General features: G+C 47.6%; 19 protein-coding genes. 2 read left to right on the forward strand and 17 right to left on the reverse strand.

Features of this window, described 5'->3' with window-relative positions; translation table 11 throughout:
• Positions 1-1119 precede the first annotated feature (1119 nt).
• The 5 genes from CLV98_RS22460 to CLV98_RS22480 form a co-directional block, all read right to left on the reverse strand.
• Complete coding sequence (locus CLV98_RS22460) at positions 1120-2235, reverse strand: PLP-dependent aminotransferase family protein (RefSeq protein ID WP_109678269.1); 1116 nt, start codon at positions 2233-2235, stop codon at positions 1120-1122.
• 7 nt (positions 2236-2242) lie between these two features.
• Entirely contained in the window at positions 2243-3253 is a 1011-nt protein-coding gene (locus CLV98_RS22465; RefSeq protein WP_109678271.1) for a dipeptide epimerase, read from the reverse strand.
• A gap of 69 nt (positions 3254-3322) precedes the next feature.
• On the reverse strand, positions 3323-4198 hold the full coding sequence (locus CLV98_RS22470) for an NAD kinase (protein ID WP_109678273.1): 876 nt from the start codon (positions 4196-4198) through the stop codon (positions 3323-3325).
• A gap of 109 nt (positions 4199-4307) precedes the next feature.
• Positions 4308-4973 carry a CBS domain-containing protein gene (locus CLV98_RS22475; RefSeq protein ID WP_109678276.1) on the reverse strand — a complete coding sequence of 222 codons (666 nt, stop codon included), beginning with the start codon at positions 4971-4973 and terminating at the stop codon, positions 4308-4310.
• Positions 4974-5086: 113 nt separating this feature from the next.
• A complete protein-coding gene (locus tag CLV98_RS22480; protein ID WP_109678278.1) occupies positions 5087-5857 on the reverse strand; it encodes an alpha/beta fold hydrolase in 771 nt (256 codons plus the stop codon).
• 400 nt (positions 5858-6257) lie between these two features.
• Between CLV98_RS22480 and CLV98_RS22485 the strand changes: the two genes are divergently transcribed.
• The gene (locus tag CLV98_RS22485; protein ID WP_109678280.1) at positions 6258-7043 is read left to right on the forward strand and encodes an L-fucose dehydrogenase; all 786 of its coding nucleotides are present in this window, start codon (positions 6258-6260) and stop codon (positions 7041-7043) included.
• 105 nt (positions 7044-7148) lie between these two features.
• Here CLV98_RS22485 and CLV98_RS22490 read toward each other — a convergent pair whose 3' ends face one another.
• The 11 genes from CLV98_RS22490 to cysS all read right to left on the reverse strand — a co-directional run bounded on the left by CLV98_RS22490 (position 7149) and on the right by cysS (position 19796).
• Entirely contained in the window at positions 7149-8282 is a 1134-nt protein-coding gene (locus tag CLV98_RS22490) for a UDP-N-acetylglucosamine 4,6-dehydratase family protein (protein ID WP_109678282.1), read from the reverse strand.
• A gap of 137 nt (positions 8283-8419) precedes the next feature.
• Positions 8420-9817 carry an NADH-quinone oxidoreductase subunit N gene (locus CLV98_RS22495; protein WP_109678284.1) on the reverse strand — a complete coding sequence of 466 codons (1398 nt, stop codon included), beginning with the start codon at positions 9815-9817 and terminating at the stop codon, positions 8420-8422.
• A gap of 47 nt (positions 9818-9864) precedes the next feature.
• Positions 9865-11310 carry a complex I subunit 4 family protein gene (locus tag CLV98_RS22500; RefSeq protein ID WP_109678286.1) on the reverse strand — a complete coding sequence of 482 codons (1446 nt, stop codon included), beginning with the start codon at positions 11308-11310 and terminating at the stop codon, positions 9865-9867.
• A gap of 47 nt (positions 11311-11357) precedes the next feature.
• The gene (gene nuoL, locus CLV98_RS22505) at positions 11358-13274 is read right to left on the reverse strand and encodes an NADH-quinone oxidoreductase subunit L (protein WP_109678288.1); all 1917 of its coding nucleotides are present in this window, start codon (positions 13272-13274) and stop codon (positions 11358-11360) included.
• Between the two features lie 70 nt (positions 13275-13344).
• Positions 13345-13698 (reverse strand): NADH-quinone oxidoreductase subunit NuoK, encoded by a 354-nt coding sequence (gene nuoK / locus CLV98_RS22510; protein ID WP_109678290.1) that lies wholly within the window; start codon positions 13696-13698, stop codon positions 13345-13347.
• A gap of 147 nt (positions 13699-13845) precedes the next feature.
• Positions 13846-14667 carry a 3'-5' exonuclease gene (locus CLV98_RS22515; RefSeq protein ID WP_109678292.1) on the reverse strand — a complete coding sequence of 274 codons (822 nt, stop codon included), beginning with the start codon at positions 14665-14667 and terminating at the stop codon, positions 13846-13848.
• A gap of 132 nt (positions 14668-14799) precedes the next feature.
• Positions 14800-16299 (reverse strand): glycerol kinase GlpK, encoded by a 1500-nt coding sequence (glpK, locus tag CLV98_RS22520; RefSeq protein WP_109678294.1) that lies wholly within the window; start codon positions 16297-16299, stop codon positions 14800-14802.
• A gap of 223 nt (positions 16300-16522) precedes the next feature.
• Complete coding sequence (locus CLV98_RS22525) at positions 16523-16747, reverse strand: DUF2905 domain-containing protein (protein WP_109678296.1); 225 nt, start codon at positions 16745-16747, stop codon at positions 16523-16525.
• Positions 16748-16774: 27 nt separating this feature from the next.
• On the reverse strand, positions 16775-17797 hold the full coding sequence (locus CLV98_RS22530; protein WP_109678298.1) for a M28 family peptidase: 1023 nt from the start codon (positions 17795-17797) through the stop codon (positions 16775-16777).
• A complete protein-coding gene (locus tag CLV98_RS22535; protein WP_109678300.1) occupies positions 17781-18287 on the reverse strand; it encodes a DUF192 domain-containing protein in 507 nt (168 codons plus the stop codon). The genes CLV98_RS22530 and CLV98_RS22535 overlap by 17 nt, the downstream gene beginning before the upstream one ends.
• 6 nt (positions 18288-18293) lie before the next feature.
• Positions 18294-19796, reverse strand: a complete 1503-nt coding sequence (gene cysS, locus CLV98_RS22540) for a cysteine--tRNA ligase (RefSeq protein WP_109678302.1) — start codon at positions 19794-19796, stop codon at positions 18294-18296.
• A gap of 308 nt (positions 19797-20104) precedes the next feature.
• Between cysS and CLV98_RS22545 the strand changes: the two genes are divergently transcribed.
• On the forward strand, positions 20105-21022 hold the full coding sequence (locus CLV98_RS22545) for a PfkB family carbohydrate kinase (protein WP_109678304.1): 918 nt from the start codon (positions 20105-20107) through the stop codon (positions 21020-21022).
• A gap of 684 nt (positions 21023-21706) precedes the next feature.
• Here CLV98_RS22545 and CLV98_RS22555 read toward each other — a convergent pair.
• Positions 21707-22180 (reverse strand): hypothetical protein, encoded by a 474-nt coding sequence (locus CLV98_RS22555; RefSeq protein ID WP_146202335.1) that lies wholly within the window; start codon positions 22178-22180, stop codon positions 21707-21709.
• Positions 22181-22288 lie beyond the last annotated feature (108 nt).

Here is a 22288-nt window from a genome sequence, read left to right on the forward strand (position 1 = left end):
CGAGACCGCCGATGATACTTGGATCACACCTGGTAAAGTAGGTAGCCGCCACAATATTAACAAAGAACCATCCTCAAAAGGGATGGTTTTTTTTGTGTTGTTAGGGGTTAGGTATGAGGGGTTAGGTTTTAGCCGTTAGGCATTAGCGGTAAAAAGCGATGCTTATTGCTTACAGCCTATAGCCTAAAGCTGATGGCTGATGGCTGATTGCTGATTGCTGAAAGCCGATTGCCGACCACCTCTACCGTTCAAGCATTGTTCTTATTGCCATCATGCCACCCCTTCGGGGTTTAGCGGTTAGGATTAGAAAAATAGCCTAGGTCCGGTTCATCATGTTGTTAAATGATTAATGCTAAAATTACTGCTAGAAGTTAAGACCTACAGCTTACATCGTCTTTGATTAGCTTGAGAAGCCCCGGAGGGGCGGAATATTAATAGAAAACAACGCTTCCATAACAACCCAAAGCCCCAGCGGGGCGACATTTGGGTTATCTGCCGCCGGCTGGAGTGGCGGTATGTTGGGTGTTAAAGGATAATTATTAAAATTGTGGTACATAAGTACATCCAGCGATTGCCTATTGCCGACCGCCGTCATGCCACGCCTTCGGGGTTTTTGGTCTATAATTATGCCACCCCTTCGGGATTAGCGGTTAGGATTAGAAAATACCCCTAGGTGCGGTTCGCCGTGTGGTTAAAAGGGCCAGGTTAAATGTTTAATGCACTGCGTTGGCTTATTGCCGCTTGCTATCTCATGCCATCCCTTCGGGATTAGCGGTTAGGATTAGAAAAATAGCCTAGGTGCGGTTCATCATGTGGTTAAATGATGAATGCTAAAAATTACTGCTAGAAGTTAAGACCTACAGCTTACATCGTCTTTGATTAGCTTGAGAAGCCCCGGAGGGGCGGAATATTAATAGAAAACAACGCTTCCATAACAACCCAAAGCCCCAGCGGGGCGACATTTGGGTTATCTGCCGCCGGCTGGAGTGGCGGTATGTTGGGCGTTAAAGGATAATTGTTAAACTTGTGGTACCTAAGCACATCCAGCGCTTGCCGACCGCCGACTGCCGACTGCCGTTAAAGCGCTACGCCGATTGCTTACTGCATACAGCCTATAGCTTACAGCTTAATGCCGCCCGCCTCAAATGCATGGCAGCTTACCGCTAGCTTTTCGATATCTTCTTTTTCGTGGATGGCGGAAAGTACTAGGCGAAGGGCAGGGGGGTCAGAAGCTTTGGGGTATGAGAAGCAAGAGCCAAGAATTCCTTCTTGTGTTAAAAATTTGAAAAGATCGATTTGGGAATTACAGTATACCGGATAATTGGGAATATGGTTAAATAGGGTCGTGGGCTGGAACAGCGTATGAAAATAAAGAATATTCTCTCGTAATTTTTGTAAAGCTGTGGGATAGTAATCTTGCCGCAGGAGCTGCTGTAAGGCATACAGGTTGGCAGGAAGGGCTGGAGAGGCCCCTGCAAACCATGGACTGTGCCGAAGTTCCTGCATCACCGTTACTGGCCCCCAAATGGCTCCTGCCGGAATGCCTAAGGCCTTGTTCAGGGAGGATAAGAGTATCAGGTTACCGTTAAATGGCTGGGATAGGTGTTCATAGGCTCCTTTTCCATCCAGGCCCCTTAGCCCTAATCCATGGGAGTCGTCGGCGATGAGCCATACCTGCCGGTTGTCGCTCAGGGTGCGAAAGATCTCGAAGTCATAAGCCTCTACCCAGGGAGAGCGAACGGTATCTGTAAATATCAGGTGTATGGACTCATGGCTGGTGTTGATGTCCTTCAACGTATTTTCTGCCCAAGAGGCCCAGGAATTATGATTGGGGGTGTAGGCAGGTCCCCAGAGGGTAGGGTGTAAGCCAGGTGCATAATGATAATGGACGGGTAAATGAGCCTGGACATCATGCGCATGTTTTCGGGCCAGTCGTTTTATTTCCTGATGAAGTAGATGGCCCGCTAGCATTCCCGACGATACGGTAAGGCAAGCGGGAGCTCGGGCATATATGGCTAGTTCATTTTCTGTTTCCTCAAAAGTATCGATGCGCAGGTTCCCCTGTCGGGAACTACCATAATGAGTACCAAAACGGGTCATCCCTTCCTGTATATAATTTCGATAGCATTCGCTATGTCCCATACCGAGGTAGTCGGTTCCTCCGAACCATAGGGCAGTGCTACCATCCTTTAGCCGGACCTTTCTTCCGGGGAGCTCATTTGTAAAGGCGATCATGTGTAGCTTATTTCAGATAGGCGCCTGTTCCATTTTGGTCGGCGTATAGTACTTTACCGTAATCGAATGTTACGCCAGCGGCGGGGTCTTCTGCCAAGAGCAAGGAGCCGTCCATATCGACGTAGTCGAGCAGGGGGAGCAGGTGAGCGATGGCCGATATGCCTATGCTGGACTCGGTCATACAGCCCACCATGGTTTTCATACCCAGGTGGCGGGCCTCTGTGATCATCCGGAGGGCGGTGGTAAGGCCACCACATTTGGTCAATTTGATATTTACCCCATCGAAAAGGCCGTAGCATGCTTTTACGTCGGCTTCTAATATACAGCTTTCGTCGGCGATAATGGGAAGGGGACAGTGGCCATAGATTTTTTTCATTCCCGCTATATCGTCGGCTGCAAGGGGTTGTTCTATGAACTCTACGCCAAGTTTTTGGAGTTCGGGGGCAAACTGCAGGGTTTGCTCGGCCGTCCAGGCGCAATTGGCATCTACGCGGAAGAGGGCATCGGTGGAGGCCCGCAGTTCACGGACTATCTGAAGGTCGTCGGCCGTGCCTAGTTTTATCTTATAGATGGGCCAGGGTCGTTCTTTCATTTTTTCCACCATCTTATCGACACGGTCGATGCCGATGGTATAATTCGTCAAAGGATTATGATCGGTACTCAACCCCCAGCTTTCATAAAGTTTTTGGCCTTTTTTTTTGGCGAAAAAATCGTGTGCGGCCACGTCGAGGGCACACTGGGCGAAGGAGTTATGTTTTAAAAAGGGCTTGACCAGGTCTTGTAATTCATGGGCACTCTGGAAATTCCCTTGGGCAATGATTCCCTGAATACCGGAAAGGGCCTCCGTCATATTCTCGATGGTGATCCCATAATAGGGGTTGGAAGTAGCCTCGCCGAAACCGCTGACCTCCTCGTCTTTTAGTTCGACGATGAGGGTGGGTTGTATATCCCGCGAGTCGTGGGCAATGGTAAAGGTATGTTGAAGCCTTAAGTCGATGGGATGGAATATCAGCTGCATGGTGTCTTGTTGCTCGAATGGTGTTCAGTAAATGTTCTTTACAACAAGTATACCATATTTTTGTGGTATTTAATTCCGCATATCCAGTCCCCAGGATAATTTATTCCTAAGGGTATTCAGGAAGCTATCGTCCAACATTTTGATAAGCCTTGCAGAGAATGGTGCTTTACGTACGGTGATTTGCGTGCTCTCGTCGGCAATGGTGGATCGGGCGTCGAGGGAAACCAAGAAATTATTGCTCCTACTTTTTATTTCACAGCGGATCACGGCGTTATCTTCTACCACCAAGGGCCTTACGTTTAGGTTGTGTGGACTGATGGGTGTAATAATAAAATTTTGAGAATGGGGTACCAAAACCGGGCCTCCACAGCTTAGAGAGTATCCTGTAGAACCAGTAGGCGTAGAGACGATCAGCCCATCGGCCCAGTACGAATTCAAAAACTCTTCGTTCAGGTAAGTATGAACGGTAATCATCGAGGAAGTCTCCGTTTTGGTAATGGTAAAGTCGTTAAGGCCAAAATTAATTCCATTAAACAGGTCGACGTTGGACTCTATGCTAACGAGGGATCTTTCGTCGATTTTAAATTGGCCCTGCTCCAGGGCTCCAATCATATCATTGATTCTTTCGGGAGGTACTGTCGCCAGGAAGCCCAGCCGCCCCACGTTGATCCCTATGGTGGGAATCTGTTTGGGGCCAATATGAGAGATGGTTTCTAGCAAAGTCCCGTCGCCACCCATGCTAACCAGTAAGCGGGGGTTAAAGAGTTCGTCGGGGCTGTCGTATACCAAGGTAGAGTGGTGGATCACCCCACTTTGGTCAAGGAACTCTCTGAATGTTTTAGAAAGCTGTATTTCAATATTTCGCTTGGCCAGCTCCGAAAACATACTTTCAATAAAGGGCCGTGCAGCGTCATTAAAATTTCGTCCGTGGAAGGCAATTTTCATAAATGAAAATCTAGGTGAGATGATTTGGCCCGAAAGATACGGTCAAAAATTACTTTTCAAAAATACGAGTGCTTATTTAACCTTCCGTAGTCAACAATCTAATCGGCTTTTAGGTGGCCAGATAGCGCATTAGCATATCCAGACGTTCCTGGTCCATATTCTTGATGGGGTCGTTGGCATGGGCTTCGATAATCTCGTAGCCAAAGCGCTCCAAGGTGGCTATCAGCGGATTGATTTCTCTTTTGTTTAACTTCAGCGTCAGCTGTGGGCTGGGGTTAAGAGGATCGCCCGTATTATAGATGCTGCTCAATATTTTGGTTCCATTGGATTCTATGAGCCTGCTGATCTCGGCCAGGGAATAATCTAGTTCTGAAATTTTAAGAACGATAATAGCCCCTTTTTCTTTTACGCCTAATAGCCCGACAAAGCGCTCTATGAGGTCGTCGCGAGAGATACAGCCCATAAAGCTACGGTCGTAAGCCAAAACGGGTATGACGCTCAGGCCAAATTCGTGGAGTACATTTATTAGTTCATATACATGTTGGTCTTCGGCGGCAAATACATCGTGATGTTGAAGCACCATGCTCGATATGGGCAAGGAGCCATTGGGGGCATCTTGAAGGATGGGTTCTGAGACGATCCCCTGGTATACATGATCATCCACCACCACCAATTGAGTGGTGCCGAAGTCCTCCATCCATTCCAACGCCATATTGATGGAATCGGACGATTTTAAGGTGGGGATGATCGGGTTGATGAGTGTATGCGCAATCATAATCTTGCTCTTGTTTGTTCTAATCTAGGAAAAAAAATGAATATGTATCTAATTTTCTTAAATTAACAACAGCAATTAAGCAAAAAAAGAGCCATTTAGCTCTTTTTATATGATCAAGCGTTAACGTATATGGTCTTTTCTAGGAAGTTTTCTAGGATCAGATTAAAGGCATCGGGATGCTCCATCATGGGGGCATGGCAGCATTTATCTATAAAATGCAGTTCCGATCCGCTAATGAGTCTATTGAACTCATAACCCACATGCGGAGGGGTGATGGTATCGTTAAGTCCCCATACCAGCAGGGTAGGGATGGTGATTTGATGGAGATCTTTAGCAATATTATGTCGCTGTGCCGACTTGGCAATGCCCACAATACTCATGCACTTGGGGATACTAGAGGTGGTTTCAAATACCTCGTCGATGAGTTCTTTCGTGGCGATTTCCGGGTCATAGAAAGTATAGGCCACTCTTTCTTTGATATACTCATAGCTACCACGCTTGGGGAAGGAGCCTCCCATGGAGTTTTCGAAGAGGCCAGAACTACCCGTAAGGACCAATCTGGTCACGTTCGCCTGGTTTTTGAGGGTATATAGTAAGCCTACATGGCCTCCCAGAGAGTTGCCAATGACCGTCAGATTATTCAAGTTCTTTAGGGCGATGAAGTCTTCTAGATATACGAGAAGGGCCCCTAAGCCTGCTTCGCGAGGGGGAAGCTCATAAATGGGCAGAACAGGAATGATCACCCGATACTGCTTGGAGAACTTCTCGATGATGCCATCCCAATTGCTAAGAGCTCCAAATAAGCCGTGCAACAACAACAAGGTTTCGCCTTTTCCTTCGTCGATATATTTAAACCGTCCCTCGGCGTGTACTGAATAATTCATTCTCTTCAATGAGGTTAACATGTATACGAAAACGCGACTAAACCACTTGTGAGTTCAATATGACTCATCGAAGAATCTAGTGTAAATTTCGGTTGGTATACAAAACTAGTTAAATTTTTTTTTCTAATAAAGTATTTTGATTAATATACCCCATATTATTTTCTTGTAAATATTATATTAAATTAGTGATTATGACCCAATTTACATAGAATGGTGCAATTAATAGTTTCACATACTGGATAATTGGGCCTTTCTATGGGAGGTAAATACGAATCCTAAACCACTTTCATTTACAATGGTTTTTTTAAGGTTTGAAATAAAAGGAGACCTTTCTCAGGTTGACGTGAAAATAAGGGATAGTTTTAAAATAAAATAAAAAAAGAAAAAAGATTAGGTATCCATGGATTTAAAATTGCAAGACAAGGTGATCATCGTGACCGGTGGTGCCAAAGGGATCGGTCGAGGAATAAGTGAGGTATTGGCAACCGAAGGAGCCATTCCGGTAATAGTGGGTAGGAATGAAAACGATAATCACTTAGCGGTTTCAGAAATTAATGCTTTGGGCTTTACGGCGAATCAGGTAGTGGCCGAATTGTCTAGCCCCGAGGCCTGCCAACAGGTAGTGGCTCAAGTTACCAGTCAGTTTGGAAGGATAGACGGCCTGGTCAACAATGCAGGAATTAATGATGGAGTCGGTTTAGAGAATGGCTCCTACGAGGGTTTTATGAAGAGCTTGCATAGCAATCTGGTTCATTATTATATGCTAGCCCATTATGCATTGCCAGCGTTAAAAAAGTCGAAGGGAGTAATTCTTAACATAGGCTCTAAGACTGCCGAGACAGGCCAGGGAGGTACATCGGCATATGCTGCCGCCAATGGTGGCCGCAATGCCCTCACCAGGGAGTGGGCCGTGGAGCTCTTGCCTTATGGAATCCGGGTCAACGCTATCATCGTCGCCGAGTGTTATACCCCGTTGTATGAAAGATGGATCAATACTTTGCCAAACCCTAAGGAGAAGTTGGAGTCCATAGAGAAGAAAATACCGCTAGGGAATAGGATGACCAGCGCCGAGGAGATTGCCAATACGGCGGCTTTTTTATTATCCTCATGTTCCAGCCATACTACAGGGCAGTTGATCCATGTCGATGGGGGGTATGTTCATTTGGATCGGTCTATCAGTGAATAGTGGCCCGAGAGGCGTAGCTTGTTTTAATAATCGGCAACCGACCTAAAGTATAAAACGAAATCATCGGGGCGAGGGGTCTTGGTGATTTCGTTTTAGTCGATAGCATCAACCGTAGTTTTCATGGTAAGTGGGGACATAGTGTGCTAGCATTTGCTTGATTTGCCTGGAAGTCATCTCTACCGACTTAGCAATAAAGTTCAATAGCGCCTGGTCGGTAGTAAGAGGGGCAAGGCTTCTGGACTGTACCATTCTTAATTTGGGATGGTGCGAGGGGAGCAGCTGCTCCTGTTGGTTGCAGAGTTCTTCACATAATTTCTCCCCTGGGCGAAGCCCCACAAAGGCGATACCAATATCTTCGTACTCCTTTAAGCCTGCCAAACGGATCATATTGATGGCCAGGTCGACGATCCGCACCGGGCTGCCCATGTCGAACAGGTAGACCTGCCCTTGGGAGTCCATCGCCGACGCTTCCAGTACCAACTGACAGGCTTCGGGAATGGTCATAAAATACCGACTCATATCGGGGTGGGTTACCGTGACGGGGCCTCCACGCTCTATTTGGCTAACGAACAGGGGGACTACCGACCCACTCGATCCTAGTACATTTCCAAAGCGGACGATGGTAAAGCCTGTTCGGTTCATCGGACAGTTTTGCAGTGTTTGAATATACTGCTCGGCCAGCTTCTTAGTGGCTCCCATCACATTGGAAGGATTGGCCGTTTTATCGGTCGATATAAAGATGAATTTCTTTACTCCATATTTTAGGCTCAGGTCTGCTATTATTTTGGTGCCTAGTACGTTGGTCCGTAGTGCTTCGTATGGGTGTTGTTCCATCATGGGTACATGCTTGTAGGCTGCCGCATGGAAAACCAGCTGGGGCCGTAGGTTGTCGAAAAGTTTTTGTAAGCGCAGCCCATCCGTTATGTCGCAGAGTATGGGGCTATAGAGCATGGCCTCGATACGTTGATCGATCAGTTCCTGTTCTAACTGGTATAGTCCCGCTTCGTTCTGATCGAGCAGGTAAAGGTGTTGAGGATGAAGAGCGGCTATTTGTAGGGCAAGCTCACTGCCTATGGAGCCTGCAGCACCGGTAAGTACAATCACCTGGTCCCTGATGGCCCCGGCAATTGGGTTGGTGTCGAAAAGCGTGGTTGAGCGCTGTAGAAGTCGCTCCGGGTGTAGATCGACCAGCTGACGCAATGTTTGATGGGGAATCGGTAATGAGGAATCCTGTACCATACCTTACCTGTTTTGCGCTAAATGTATGATGTAATTTAATCAATGTTAGCCAATAAACAAGACGGGAAAGCCAGATGCTTATAAATAGAAAAACCCACCGGTTGGTGGGTTTTTCTATTTATAAGGTAGTTATAGCCTTAGATAAGGCCTTCGAATAATCCTGGAGCCAGACCAAACAGGATGGTCAGTACGGTGGCGAATACCATCACCGCTTTAAACATAGGTGCTACTCTAATTTCTGCTAAATCACCTTCTTTCAGGTAGGAGGCCATAATTACCCGGAAGTAATAGTAGATACCCACCGTCGACATAAGCACGGCGATGACGGTAATCCAGATAATACCCCTGTCGGCGGCACTGCTAAAGACCATAAATTTACCCCAGAAGCCGGCTGTAAGTGGAATACCCGCTAGGGAAAGCATAGAGACGGTCATGACGAAGGCGAGGAGTGGGTTCCTCTTAGCCAGACCATTAAAGGCGTCGTAGTCTTCGCCTAGTTGTTCGTTATTGGCTTTTTCGTGGGATACCAATAGTAGCACGGCAAAGGCGCAAATGGTAGCCAAAGAATAAGCGATAGAATAAAAGACGATGGCTCCTTGAGAGGGCTGAGAGATGGCCGTAACGGCGATCAACAAATAGCCGGCATGAGAGATCCCCGAATAGGCCATCATGCGTTTGAAGCTATTTTGTCCGGCGGCACCAATATTACCCACCAATAGGGTCAATACGGCGATGACGGCCAAGGCCAGCCACCAGAAGTCGTAGGCACCAGCGAAGGTGCTGTCCAGTAAGCGATAGAGTGCTGCAAAACCGGCCGTCTTGACGATGGTCGACATAAAGGCGGTAAATATGGTAGGAGCGCCTTCGTACACATCGGGCGTCCAGAAATGGAACGGCGCTGCTGATACTTTAAATAGCATTCCTATGAGTAGAAGCAAAAGGCCTGCATACAACAAGTACGACGGGGTAGCGGCATTGGTAATGGTTACGTAAGCCTGAATCTGCGAAAGGTTAAATGACCCCGTAGCGCCATAAATGAGCGTCATACCGAAGAGCATAAAGCCCGTTGCAAAAGCGCCCATCAACAAATACTTGAGGGCGGCCTCGTTGGACCGTAAGTTTCTTTTGTTGCTACCAGTGAGCACATACATGGCTACAGATAGAATTTCGACCCCTATAAAGAGCATGATCATATGCTGGAAGCCGATCATCATGATGGCACCCACTAGCGATAATAACATCAGGGCGTAGTATTCGGCGGGTTCCGAATCGGCGTCGTTTTGGAAACCGCCAGAAATGGCCACGATCATAAAGGCCGAAGCCAGTACGATTCCGTTAAAAGCCAAGGATAGGTTGTCGACCCGGAACATATCGTAGAAGTACAGTAGGGGACCCTGGTTCCACTCTACAAAATTACCTACAAGCGCAATGATAAGGAAGACCAGCGTGGACGGTAGCAACACATTTTTGGATTTTGAAAAACCTAAAAACAGTGTTACAATTCCAAGGACTGATAACAGGATAATGGGATACATATTTATTTTTTATCGTTTTATCATTTTATAAATACAACAGCTCAGGCTTACTTAACCAGGGTTAAGAGTTGATGAACTGCGGGTTCGGTAATTTTCAAAAATGTGTTTGGATAGATCCCTATCCAGAATACCATGACGACCAAGGGCAATAATACGGCCTTTTCGCTGAGGGTAAGGTCTTGGAAGCCCTCCACCCATTTAGATATAGGGCCAAACATCGACTTTTGGAAGAGCCGAAGCATGTATACCGATCCAAGGATAATGGTGAGGCCGGCTACGGCACCTAGCCAGTTGTCGTAATGAAATACAGAGGAAAGGAGCAAGAACTCACCCACAAAACCATTGGTAAGGGGCAGGGCCACACTTCCCAGAAGTAAGATCATAAATAGGATGCTTAGCTGTGGGGATACCTGGCTGATACCGCCTAGCTGATCCAGGTAGCGTGTTTTGGTACGTTGGTAGATGATGTCGATGATAAAAAACAGCCCTACTACATTGATACCGTGGGCCAGCATCTGAATCAATGCGCCTTGTAGGCCATTGGTCGATACCGAAAATACCCCAGCGGCCATAAGTCCTACGTGGGCAAATGACGAATAGGCGATCAGTCGTTTCATATCGCTCTGCTGAATGGCGATGATAGAACCATAAATGATCCCGATAACCGAGAGGATCATCGCTACCATTCCCCATTGGGCAAGGCCGTCAGGAACGATGGGCAGTAATAATCGGATAAGGCCGTAAACTCCCATTTTTAACATGATTCCCGATAGCAACATCGTAGCTGGCGTGGGCGACTCCGTATAGGTGTCGGGCTGCCAGGTATGAAAAGGGAATAGGGGCATCTTAATGGCAAAGGCGATAAAGAAGGCCCAGAAAATAAGACCTTGGGCTTGGGCACTTAGCTCGAGAGCATACAGGGCCGATATTTGAGAGGAGTGGGCGCCGGGAGTCTGGAAATATAAATACACCAGGGCCACCAGCATAAACAAACTACCGAAGATGGTATAGATAAAGAATTTCAGCGTCACTTTTAGGCGATGCTCACCGCCCCAAACGGCTGCTAAGAAGTAAACGGGGATTAGCGCCGCCTCGAAGAACAGATAAAACAAAAAAGCATCGGTAGCGGTAAATACTCCTACCAAGGCCGACTCCATAAACAGGATCAGGGCATAGAAAGTAGGGCTATTTTTGTAGTCGTGCTTAAAGGCTGAAAGAATAATGAGCGGAGTAAGGAAGGTGGTCAGCAATACCAACACCAGACTTATGCCGTCCATGCCGCCAGAAAACAGGATGCTGCCATTCGAAAGCCAGTTGTATTGATAGGAAAACTGAGTGCCAGCGGCGGGGTCAAATTGGAGCCATGCATACACGGCAGTGGCCAATATAGCCAGTCCGCTCACGAGCGCAATCTTCTTGGCCAATTGCGCACCCGAAAGTAAGGTGATGATTCCGGCGGCTAATGGTAAGAGTATCAGGATTAGAGTTAGCATATTTTCAAAAAAACGGTCAACAAATGATTGTGAGCGATAAGGTTAAATCAAAGTAAAAGCTTCCAGAACAACAAGGCGACTATTCCCAGTACCATGGCGAATACATAATCGCCTACCGACCCGGTTTGGGTCTTCTTGAGTAGTCCTGAGCCGAAGCGGATCAGCTTGACGGCACCATTCACGACGAGGTCTATCAGGAATTCACCAAAGTTATAAAGTAAGTTCGATAGCGTCTTGGTAGGGGTTACGAAAACAGTGTCGTACAACTCGTCGATATAGTATTTGTTGTAAATCAATTTCTGGATACCCGATTTTTCTACCCGATCGGAAGCCGGTACATTGTTTTTGCTAATATACATCACATAGGCCATCACCGCAGCAATAACCGCCGCAGCCACCGATACGGCCATCAGCAGGTATTCTTCCGAATGCGACAGGGCCGTAGGTAAGAAGGCCGCTGGGTTCACCTGGCGCGAAGTATCGAAGAGTGGGTCCATAAACGCCGCCAGCTGATGAGAGCCATGCAGGGCTTCGGGAACGCCTATGAATCCTCCTACGGCCGATAGTACCGCAAGGATGATCAAGGGGACCGTCATGCTCGCTGGAGATTCATGCAAATGGTCGGCTTGCGCTTGCGAGCCTCTGAACTCCCCAAAAAAGGTGAGAAACAACAGGCGGAACATATAAAAGGAGGTCATCAGAGAGCCTAGGACCCCGAGTACCCATAGTATTTTGTTATGTTCGAATACATGAGCCAGAATTTCATCCTTAGAGAAGAAGCCAGCGAAAGGTGGTATACCTGATATAGCGATGGTGGCAATCAGGAAGGTCAGGAAGGTGATAGGAAGTTTCTTACGAAGGCCGCCCATAGCACGTAGATCCTGCTCGTTGGACATGGCATGGATCACGCTCCCCGCACCCAAGAATAGCAAAGCCTTAAAGAAGGCATGGGTAATTACATGGAACATAGAGGCTGAGTAGGCCATGGCCCCTAAGCCCATAAACATATATCCGAGCTGACTCACGGTGGAGTAAGCCAGTACTTTCTTAATGTCGTTCTGTAGCAGGCCGATAGAAGCGGCAAACACTGCGGTGGCTGCGCCGATAATTCCCACTATTTCTAGGGTCCCTGGGGCAAGGGTGTACAACACGTTGGAGCGAATCACCATATAGATGCCGGCCGTTACCATGGTGGCAGCGTGTATAAGTGCCGAAACGGGCGTAGGACCCGCCATAGCGTCGGGAAGCCAGGTATATAAAGGAATCTGTGCCGATTTACCCATGGCTCCCACAAAGAGTAGGAGGGTAATGGTTACCATAATCGGGTCGCCTACCTGAAATCCTGCAGCCTGGCTAAATACCTCGAGGTATTCTACCGAGCCAAAAGTGGTGATAATCGTAAAAATACCTAGCAAGAAGCCCAAATCACCGACACGGTTCATAATAAAGGCTTTGCGTGCCGCATCGTTATAGCTATTGTTTTTGTTCCAAAAGCCGATGAGTAGGTAGGAACATAGACCAACGCCCTCCCAGCCAATAAACATAATGACGTAGTTGGAGCCGAGCACCAAGAGAAGCATGAAAAACAAAAACAGGTTGAGATAGGCGAAAAACTTACCAAAACCTGCGTCGTCATGCATATATCCCATGGAGTATATATGGATCAGAGAACCTACCCCTGTGATGATCAGCAACATCAGCAACGAGAGCTGGTCTACCTGAAAGGCGAAAGGGATGTTAAGATTGCCTACCGTTATCCAGTCGAAAAGCGGGAGGATCATGGGTTGGCTGCCTTCACTCACGAAGGTATTGAAGGCCATTAAGGAAAGTAAGAAGCTCCCTACCGCGGCTAGGGTGCCCAATATTCCAGCTAAACTCTTGGGTATATGCGGGAATCCCAGCCCGTTGATCAGGAATCCGAGGAGGGGCAAAAGGGGAATCAGAAAGAATAAGGATGCAGACATGTTTATGAATTATGCTATAGGACCTGTGATCAGGTTTAATTCAATTTATTTTGCTTGTTCTAAGAGAAATTTACCATTTCAATTTATTCAAGAAACTCGTATCGGTGTTTCTTGTATTTCTATAGATCATTACGATAATGGCCAAGCCTACGGCCACTTCCGCAGCGGCTACCGCCATGATAAAGAATACAAAAACTTGCCCGGCGGGGTCGGAACGGTAAGTTGAAAAGGCTACTAACAATAAATTAGCAGCGTTTAGCATCAATTCTACCGACATAAAAATAACGATGGCGTTCTTTCTGGTAAGTACACCAATGATGCCGATCACAAAGAGCAAGGAGGCCAGTAAGATATATCCTTGTAAAGGTATACTTTTGATAACCTCTGGTATAGCGACCTCTGGAAGACTTGGGTTAGGGAACATAAAAAAATTACCTGGTTGGAAATTCTGTTTGTTAGTTTTATTGCTTTAATCGTCCCGGGACATTTGGTCCCATGGGCGGGTATCGGATCTCGACGACAAAAATAGATATAAAATCGACTTAGTACCAAGTTAAAATCCTTTAAGACCTTAGCGTTGGGTTAAAGCACGCAATTTTATCTCAGTAAGCCTTCTTTTAGTGTCTAAGGGAAACTCCGCTTTCATCATCCAATCGTAAAATGAGGGTTCTTTTTGAAGAACCTCCACCACGAGCTTGTCCTTATGCTTGCCAAAGTTAAAGACTTCCTCTCCTTTTTGGTTAAAAACCATCCGGCCAGCGAAGTCTATTTGGTTGGAGGCCGTTAGCGCATGCAACACACCCATGTCATTTTGAATGGGTTCCGACTCATTACCGTCGGCGTCCACCACCTTAACACCCTCATATTTATTTATCTGGCCCTGAAGTACTTCGAAAGTAGCGATGGTATCGGCTTCGGCACTATGGGCATTCTCTAGTTTTTTTCCACAATAGAACTGGTAGGCCGCTCCTAAGTTTCGAGGTTCCATCATATGGAATATCCGTTGGGCGTCGATAGCCTTTCGGTTTTTCATATCGAAATCTACTCCTACTCGTAAAAATTCTTCAACTAATAAGGGAATATCGAAGCGGTTGCTGTTAAATCCGCCCATATCGCAGCCTTCAAGGAAGGAGGCCAAGTTTTTGGCGATCGATTTAAAAGTGGGGGCGTCCTTAACATCCTCATCATATATGCCATGGATGAGGCTGCTTTCCAAAGGAATGGGCATTTCAGGATTAATTCTACGGGTTTTTATCTCCGTTTTGCCATTGGTCAGGGCTTTTACCACCGAAATCTCGACGATCCGGTCGCGGACAATATTGACGCCCGTAGTTTCCAAGTCAAAAATGGCTAGGGGTTTCTTCAGCCGAAGGGTATGCGTAAGATCACTCATAAGAATCGTTTATGGTGGCGAAGTTACGGTTTACCCGTAGACAGAGCAAATCACCTAGTAGTTTATATAGATTCCAAAAGGCATTTATTTCATAAATAGCCCTTTAGAACCCATATAAAAATTAGTTAGGGGCTAATCCACCCACCCAAACGATTTGCTGACTGCTTTTTTCCATCCTTTGTACAGGCCATCACGCGTAGCTTCGTCCATGGACGGATCCCAGGTTTGGGCGATAGCCCAGTTCTTTTTTAGCTCATCGGTATTTTTCCAGTAGCCCACGGCCAAGCCAGCGGCGTATGCAGCCCCTAGGGCGGTGGTTTCGGCGATGGCCGGAGTAACTACCTGCTTGTTGAGGAGGTCGGCCTGGAACTGCATCAACAGCCCGTTAGCGACCATGCCGCCGTCTACCCGCAAGGAGGCGAGGGGGATTCCCGAGTCCTGCTGCATGGCTTCTACCACGTCGGCGGTTTGATAGGCCGATGCCTCCAGCGCTGCCCGGGCAATATGGCCTTTGTTGACGAAGCGGGTAAGGCCTGCTATGACTCCACGGGCGTCGTTGCGCCAGTAAGGGGCATAGAGCCCCGAAAAGGCCGGTACAAAATAGGCCCCGCCGTTGTCGTCGACGGTGCGGGCAAGCGTTTCTATATCACTGCTTTTTTCTATCATGCCCAGATTGTCACGAAGCCACTGCACCAAAGCGCCGGTTACGGCCACGCTACCCTCCAGTGCATATTGGGCCGGTTGATTTCCAAACTGATAGGCGATGGTCGTGAGGAGTCCATGCTCCGAAAATTTGATCTCTTCTCCGGTATTCATCACCAAGAAGCAGCCTGTGCCATAGGTATTCTTGGCCATGCCGGGTTCAAAGCAGGTCTGGCCTACCAGTGCGGCATGTTGGTCGCCCAGGTCGCCGGCCACTGGAACCCCTGGGAGCACCTCGTTATGCACATGTCCATAAATTTCGCTGCTACTTTTAATAGCCGGAAGCATGGCGGCAGGAATGTCGAATTCGGCCAGCATGGTGCTGTCCCATTGTAGGGTGCGTAGGTTCATCAACTGGGTACGGCTGGCGTTGCTCACATCCGTTACATGGATCCCACCCTTGGGTCCACCTGTAAGATTCCATATAAGGAAAGTATCGATATTGCCGAAAATAGCATCTCCATTTTCTGCGGCAGCACGTAAGCCATCCACATGGTCGAGAAGCCATTTTATTTTTAAACTGCTAAAATAAGTGGAGACTGGCAGACCGGTAATATCTCTAAAGTCGTTGAGCCGCCCTTCCTTTTCGTATTGAGTCACATAAGCCGCCGTACGGGTATCCTGCCACACCAGGGCATTATAATACGCCTTTCCGGTTTTACGGTTCCAGACTACCGTGGTCTCTCGTTGATTGGTGATACCTATAGCCGCGATGTCGGCGGCAGTAGCCGATATGTTGATCCGCGCTAGAGCCATCACCTCCAAGGTGTTTTTCCAGATCTCATCGGGGTTATGTTCTACCCATCCTGCTTTGGGGTAGATCTGCCGGTGTTCTTTCTGGCCTATGGAGACGATCGTACCTTTATGGTCAAATAATATACAACGGGTGCTGGTAGTACCCTGGTCGATGGAAGCGATATATTGGGGCATAATGGTATTATGGATATCAAAAATTGAAATTTATTGGTAAATAAGGCATTTTTATTGTATCCCACAAATTGAAAAGGGTGTGAGCGCTCCTCAACAGCCGATTCTCCTGCGGCTCCAGCCCAGGTATCTAGTATTTTCGGGTTCGGTGAAGGGGGGGGGATGACTATCCTCGCATGATTGGCTATTTGGCCGGCAGGCGCGAAGGATAATAGGGGAGTTGGTCTCAAAACAACTTCCTGATCAACCATAGTATCAGGTTGATAAGCGCGCTAATCAGCAGCATAGTGGCTAAAGGGATATACAGTCGGAAGCCCTTTTTTTCGATGCGGATATCGCCAGGTAACCGACCTAGCCAAGTCAAAGAATTACCAAAAAAATAGAACACCACCCCTACTACCACCATCAGCAGGCCTGCTAGGATTAGGTATTTGGCAGTAGTAGGGGTCATGGTCGTAAGAGGATAAGGGCGATGAGACTAAAGGGCGGTATCTTCGGCCTCTTGATATAGGACTTGGAGCAACGTTTGACCCACTGCTTTTAATGTTTGTGGGTCTATCTGCTCCATCGTATCATGACTGGTATGCCATTGATCGAAAAAAGTATGCGCAAGATTATTTTGTCGCGTATGGATAATGTCGATCATAGGGATCCTAGCCACCTTATTGACGGGCAGGTGGTCGTCGGTGATGGCCGGCCCTTGGGTGTCGATAAAGTAATTGCTATATCCCAAAAGGCTAGCGATGTTCCATACGTTTCTGACGATTTCTCCTGCCAGCTGCATGGAGTAGCCTTCTTTTTGAAAGGTGGCTCCTTTGGCCCCTACCATGTCGAGCAAGATTCCGAAATAAGCCGTATAAGCGGGTTGGTGTTTGTTGGCGGCCCAATACTGCGAGCCCAGGCAGAAGCCAGCATATTCGTCGGTGGCCACATCCGAATTGCCCCAGTCTTCGGCATCGAAAAAGATGATGTCGACTCCAATGTTAGGTTTGGTGGGCTGTGTGGAGATAACCCGTGCTATTTCCAATAATACACCCACTCCGCTAGCCCCATCGTTGGCGGCAGGCACCGCTTGTTTGCTAGGGATAGAGTCTTGGTCGGCATAGGGGCGCGAGTCCCAGTGCGAGCTCAACAAGATGCGCTTGGTAGCCGAAGGGTTAAAGCTCCCTATGATATTCCGGGCATTGAGCTTCTTGCCGTCGTAAGTAGTAGGGCTGAATTTTTGCTCGGTAACTTCGAAGCCATATTCCGATAAGGTCTTGACCAGGAAGTCGCCACAGGCCTTATGTGCCGAGGTATTCGGTACCCGAGGACCGAAGTCTACCTGTTTCTGAACGAAATGATAGGCCGAATCCTCCTGGAAGGTAGGCGCTTGGACCAAGGCCATACTGACCTCTGTGGTCTGTTGATGGCTTTCATTACCGCCACAGCCTTGTAAAACTAAGGTAGCGGTAAGCAAGCAAGACCAGAAAACATGTGAATTTTTAAAATGAAATAGCATCTCCTACTTGAATTTGATGTGTGGCAGAAAATCCGGCGTTAACTTCCACCACATATTGGGCGTTCCCGTTGGATGGAATGTCTTGCTCGGAATAAGGGGTGGTATGGGCAGCGATAGAAATTATTTTTTTATTTTCATCAACATATATGATGTCGAGTGGGACGATGGTATTCTTCATCCAGAAGGCGCGCGGTTCCGACTCCTCGAATACGAATAGCATCCCTGCCGATGGGGGCAGGGTAGGTCTGTTCATCAGTCCACGGTTGCGCTCGTGGGGTGTGGCGGCATACTCGATATCGATAGCGACGAGGAGGCTATCGTTCTTCAAAAACGCTAAGGATCCTTCTTTGGTGAAAGAGACCGTCTCCGTTGGAGGGGAGGTGTCGCCGGCTTTGTCGTTGGCCAGGTAAGGGGCCAGTAGATAGGCCAGGCTTGCCATGATCACAACCAATAACAATATCCTGGCAAAAAGGGTGGTCCGGTTACTCATAGGGTTTTATTCTTCGTAAGCCCAGTCGATTTTCTCCTTCGTATCTCTGATCACCAGGCCTTGCTTTTTGAAATATGCCCTGATCTCGTCCACTTTTTCGTAATTACGAACCATCTTGTAGTCGCGGTAGAGGTTAAGCATACCTTCTAGGACGGCATCACCCACTGCCTTTTCTTCTTTAAGCCCCAAAATATTCTCAAAGAAAATAAGGAAATGGCTCAATAATTTATCAAAGGTCTCTTCTCCTAACTGTGCAGGGGTGAGCTGGCTGAGGCCTAGCATATTGACATACTTGAGCATATTGAACAGATGTCCTATGGCTACCGAGGTATTGAGGTCGTCGTTCATTGCCGTATAGAATCCTGCTATCGACTTTTCTATATCCGCTCGTTTCTTCTCGTCCATCACCACCGTTTCATCGGCTTTGTATTGGAGTAGCCTGGCCGTTCTTACTCCATTTGCCAGCCTTTTATACCCTTTTTGGGCGGCTTTAAGGGCATCGTTAGAGAAGTCCAAAGTGCTCCGGTACTGGCTCTGCATCATAAAGAACCGCACCGTCATAGGGCTATAGGGCTGGTCGAGCAAGGGGTGGCTCCCCGTAACGAGCTCGGCGGGAAGGAAGGAGTTGTTGAGCGATTTGGACATTTTTTGTCCGTTCACCGTCAACATATTGGTATGCATCCAATAGCGCACGGGATCTTGGCCCGATAGGCCTTTGGCCTGTGCGATCTCACATTCGTGGTGGGGGAACTTTAGGTCCATACCGCCTCCATGGATGTCGAACTGCTTGCCCAGATATTTGGTGCTCATACAGGTACATTCCAAGTGCCAGCCAGGAAATCCCCGACTCCATGGGGAGTCCCATTGCATGATATGCTCCGGGCTGGCTTTTTTCCACAGGGCAAAGTCCAGAGGGTTGCGCTTCTCCGACTGGCCATCGAGGTCGCGGGTTTCGTTGAGCAGGTCTTCGAGTATGCGTCCCGAGAGCTTGCCATAATCCTGCCCCCCTTCGTTGTATTTGGCAATGTCGAAATAAACCGACCCGTTGGACTCATAGGCTAAGCCCTTGTCGATCAGGGTGGCTACGGCTTCTATCTGCTCTATAAGGTGTCCCGTTGCGGTTGGCTCTATACTGGGAGGTAGCAGGTTAAATAGTTCGGTTACCTGATGAAAATCGTTGGTATAGCGTTGGACGATCTCCATGGGCTCTAATTTTTCGAGCTTGGCCATGCGCCCTATCTTATCTTCCCCTACGTCCCCGTCGCCTACCAGGTGTCCTACGTCGGTGATGTTGCGAACATAACGAACCTTATAGCCAATATGCTGCAAGTACCGAAACAAGATGTCGAAGGACATAAAGGTGCGTATATTGCCTAAATGCGCATTATTATACACCGTCGGGCCGCATACATACATGCCTACATAGGGCGCCGCAAGGGGTTCGAACAGCTCCTTTTGGCGGGTAAGGGTGTTGAATATTCGGAGAGGCTGGGGGATGGTTTCGGCCATTTATTTTTTTATTTCTAAGGTATGTTAAATATGCTTACCGGCATTCAAACGCCTCTGGTAGCGACTTTAGTTTCTTTTTTTTCGTTTCTCTGTCCTTCGGTGGTCATCAGGGTATTCCTTTTTGGTACCGCTGGCTCGGCAACTCGGAGGCTTTACGAACCGAGTTTAATGGCAAAAATAGCAAATTACCAAGGATTGACCGCCAATCCAGTTTTATAATCCTAGCAATAAAACAGGATTTACTCTGTTTTCCTTATCTTCGCAGCATTAATTCATTAGAACATTCTACACATTAATTCAATAGCATTATGAGTTTATTGACAGTTGGGTCCGTTGCTTTCGACGCCTTAGAGACACCATTTGGTAAGACGGATAAGATTATTGGCGGGGCCGCAACGTATATCACACTCGCGGCTTCCTATTTTACGAAGGGCAATAACCTCGTAGCCGTAGTGGGAGGCGACTTCCCCAAAGAGATGATTGGCCTGCTCGAAGACCATGGCGTGGGTACCGAAGGATTGGAGATCGTAGCCGACGGCAAGACCTTCTTCTGGTCGGGTCGCTACCACGAGGATATGAACACCCGCGATACCCTCGAGACCCAACTCAATGTGATGGAACATTTTGATCCTATCATCCCGGAGTCTTACCAGACTACCCAATATCTGATGCTGGGCAATACCGTTCCGGCCACCCAAAAGTTGGTGATCGAGCGCATGGCCAAGCGCCCTAAGCTCATTATGCTCGATACCATGAACCTCTGGATGAATATAGCCATGGACGACCTGAAAGCCGTATTGGCCCTCGTCGATGTATTGACCATCAACGATGAGGAGGCTCGTCAGCTCTCTGGAGAATATTCCCTTCGCAAGGCGGCCAAGGCTATTATGGCCATGGGACCCAAAACATTGATCATCAAAAAAGGAGAACATGGTGCTCTCCTTTTCCAAGACGACCGCATCTTCTTCGCCCCGGCACTTCCCCTCGAAGAGGTGTTCGATCCTACAGGAGCCGGCGATTCGTTTGCAGGGGGCTTTATCGGGTATCTGGCCAGCACCGACGATATTTCCTTCGAAAATATGAAACGTGCCATCATCTATGGTTCGGCTATGGCGTCGTTCTGCGTAGAGAAATTTGGTACCGAAAGGTTGATTAACCTTACTCAAGAAGAAATTAAAGACCGGGTGCAGCAGTTTGTAAACCTATCGAGCTTCGAGATAGTTTAAACCGTGTTGATAAGCAATGTTAAGCCCTTCGACGGGCCCAGGGTGACAGTGGTGAATTTTTGAAACAACGCCCAAACAATGTCATGCTGAGGCCCGTCGAAGCACAGTCAATACATGGTAAAGTTATGCCCTTCGACGGGCCCTGTCACGCTCTGGGTGATCAGGGTGACAGTGGTGAATTTTTGAAACAACGCCCAAACAATGTCATGCTGAGCCTGTCGAAGCACAGTCAATACAAAGTAAAGTTAAGCATTGATAAGCCCTTCGACGGGCCCTGTCACGCTCTGGGTGATCAGGGTGACAGTGGTGAATTTTTGAAACTACGTCAAAACAATGTCATGCTGAGCCCGTCGAAGCACAGTCAATACAAGGTAAAGTTAAGCCCTTCGACGGGCCCTGTCACGCTCTGGGTGATCAGGGTGACAGTGGTGAATTTTTGAAACAATGCCCAAACAATGTCATGCTGAACCTGTCGAAGCATAGTCAATACAAAGTAAAGTTAAGCATTGTTATGCCCTTCGACGGGCCCTGTCACGCTTTGGGTGATCAGGGTGACAATCATGAAATTCGAAGCACAGTCAATCTATTTAAGTAATGGATGATCAAGAGTCTATAATTCTAAATACCCTTGGACTGGCCCCATTACGCAGCGGCTCAGATAGGCCCTTGTGGACCGTTTCCACCTTATTGACTTATTACCGTACCATTTTCAGTTACGACCAAATTGCCATAAACCACCTCGCCGCTTTCTAGAATGGCATAGGCTTTCTGATACACGTAGGTGCGCATAGCATAGTTGTTTCTTAGCCTATGCGTAGCGGGGCCCACTTCAAACGGTTGCTCAAATGCATTTTTGAAGGTATTGTCAACAAAGGGTTCATACCGGGTTTCATTGGGGTCGGGCCTAAATTGAGTAAGGACTACTCCATACTCTTTGATGGGCTCTGTGCCTTTATCTACCACTTCCAGATTAAAAATCCAGAAATAAGGAGGACCTATATAGGTAGAATCGGCGTTAAAAGATGGGAGCAAAGAAGTGGGTAGGGTCTTCAATACCGGCATTCTCTTGATGGCATGGTCCTCGGTGCACGAAAATTGAAATAAAACAAAAAGACTAAAAGCTGCCAGCCAAATCATTCGTTTGGTAGTGTGTTTCATAAGTAATTAATAATGAAGCTGTTTAAACTTATGCTATAAAAAAGAAATTCCCAGTTGAATTTTAATCTTTGTGATGTCCAAATCATAAAACTAAAATCGCCCTGGGAA

This window comes from Dyadobacter jejuensis (assembly GCF_003149085.1).
Classification (GTDB): domain Bacteria; phylum Bacteroidota; class Bacteroidia; order Cytophagales; family Spirosomataceae; genus Dyadobacter; species Dyadobacter jejuensis.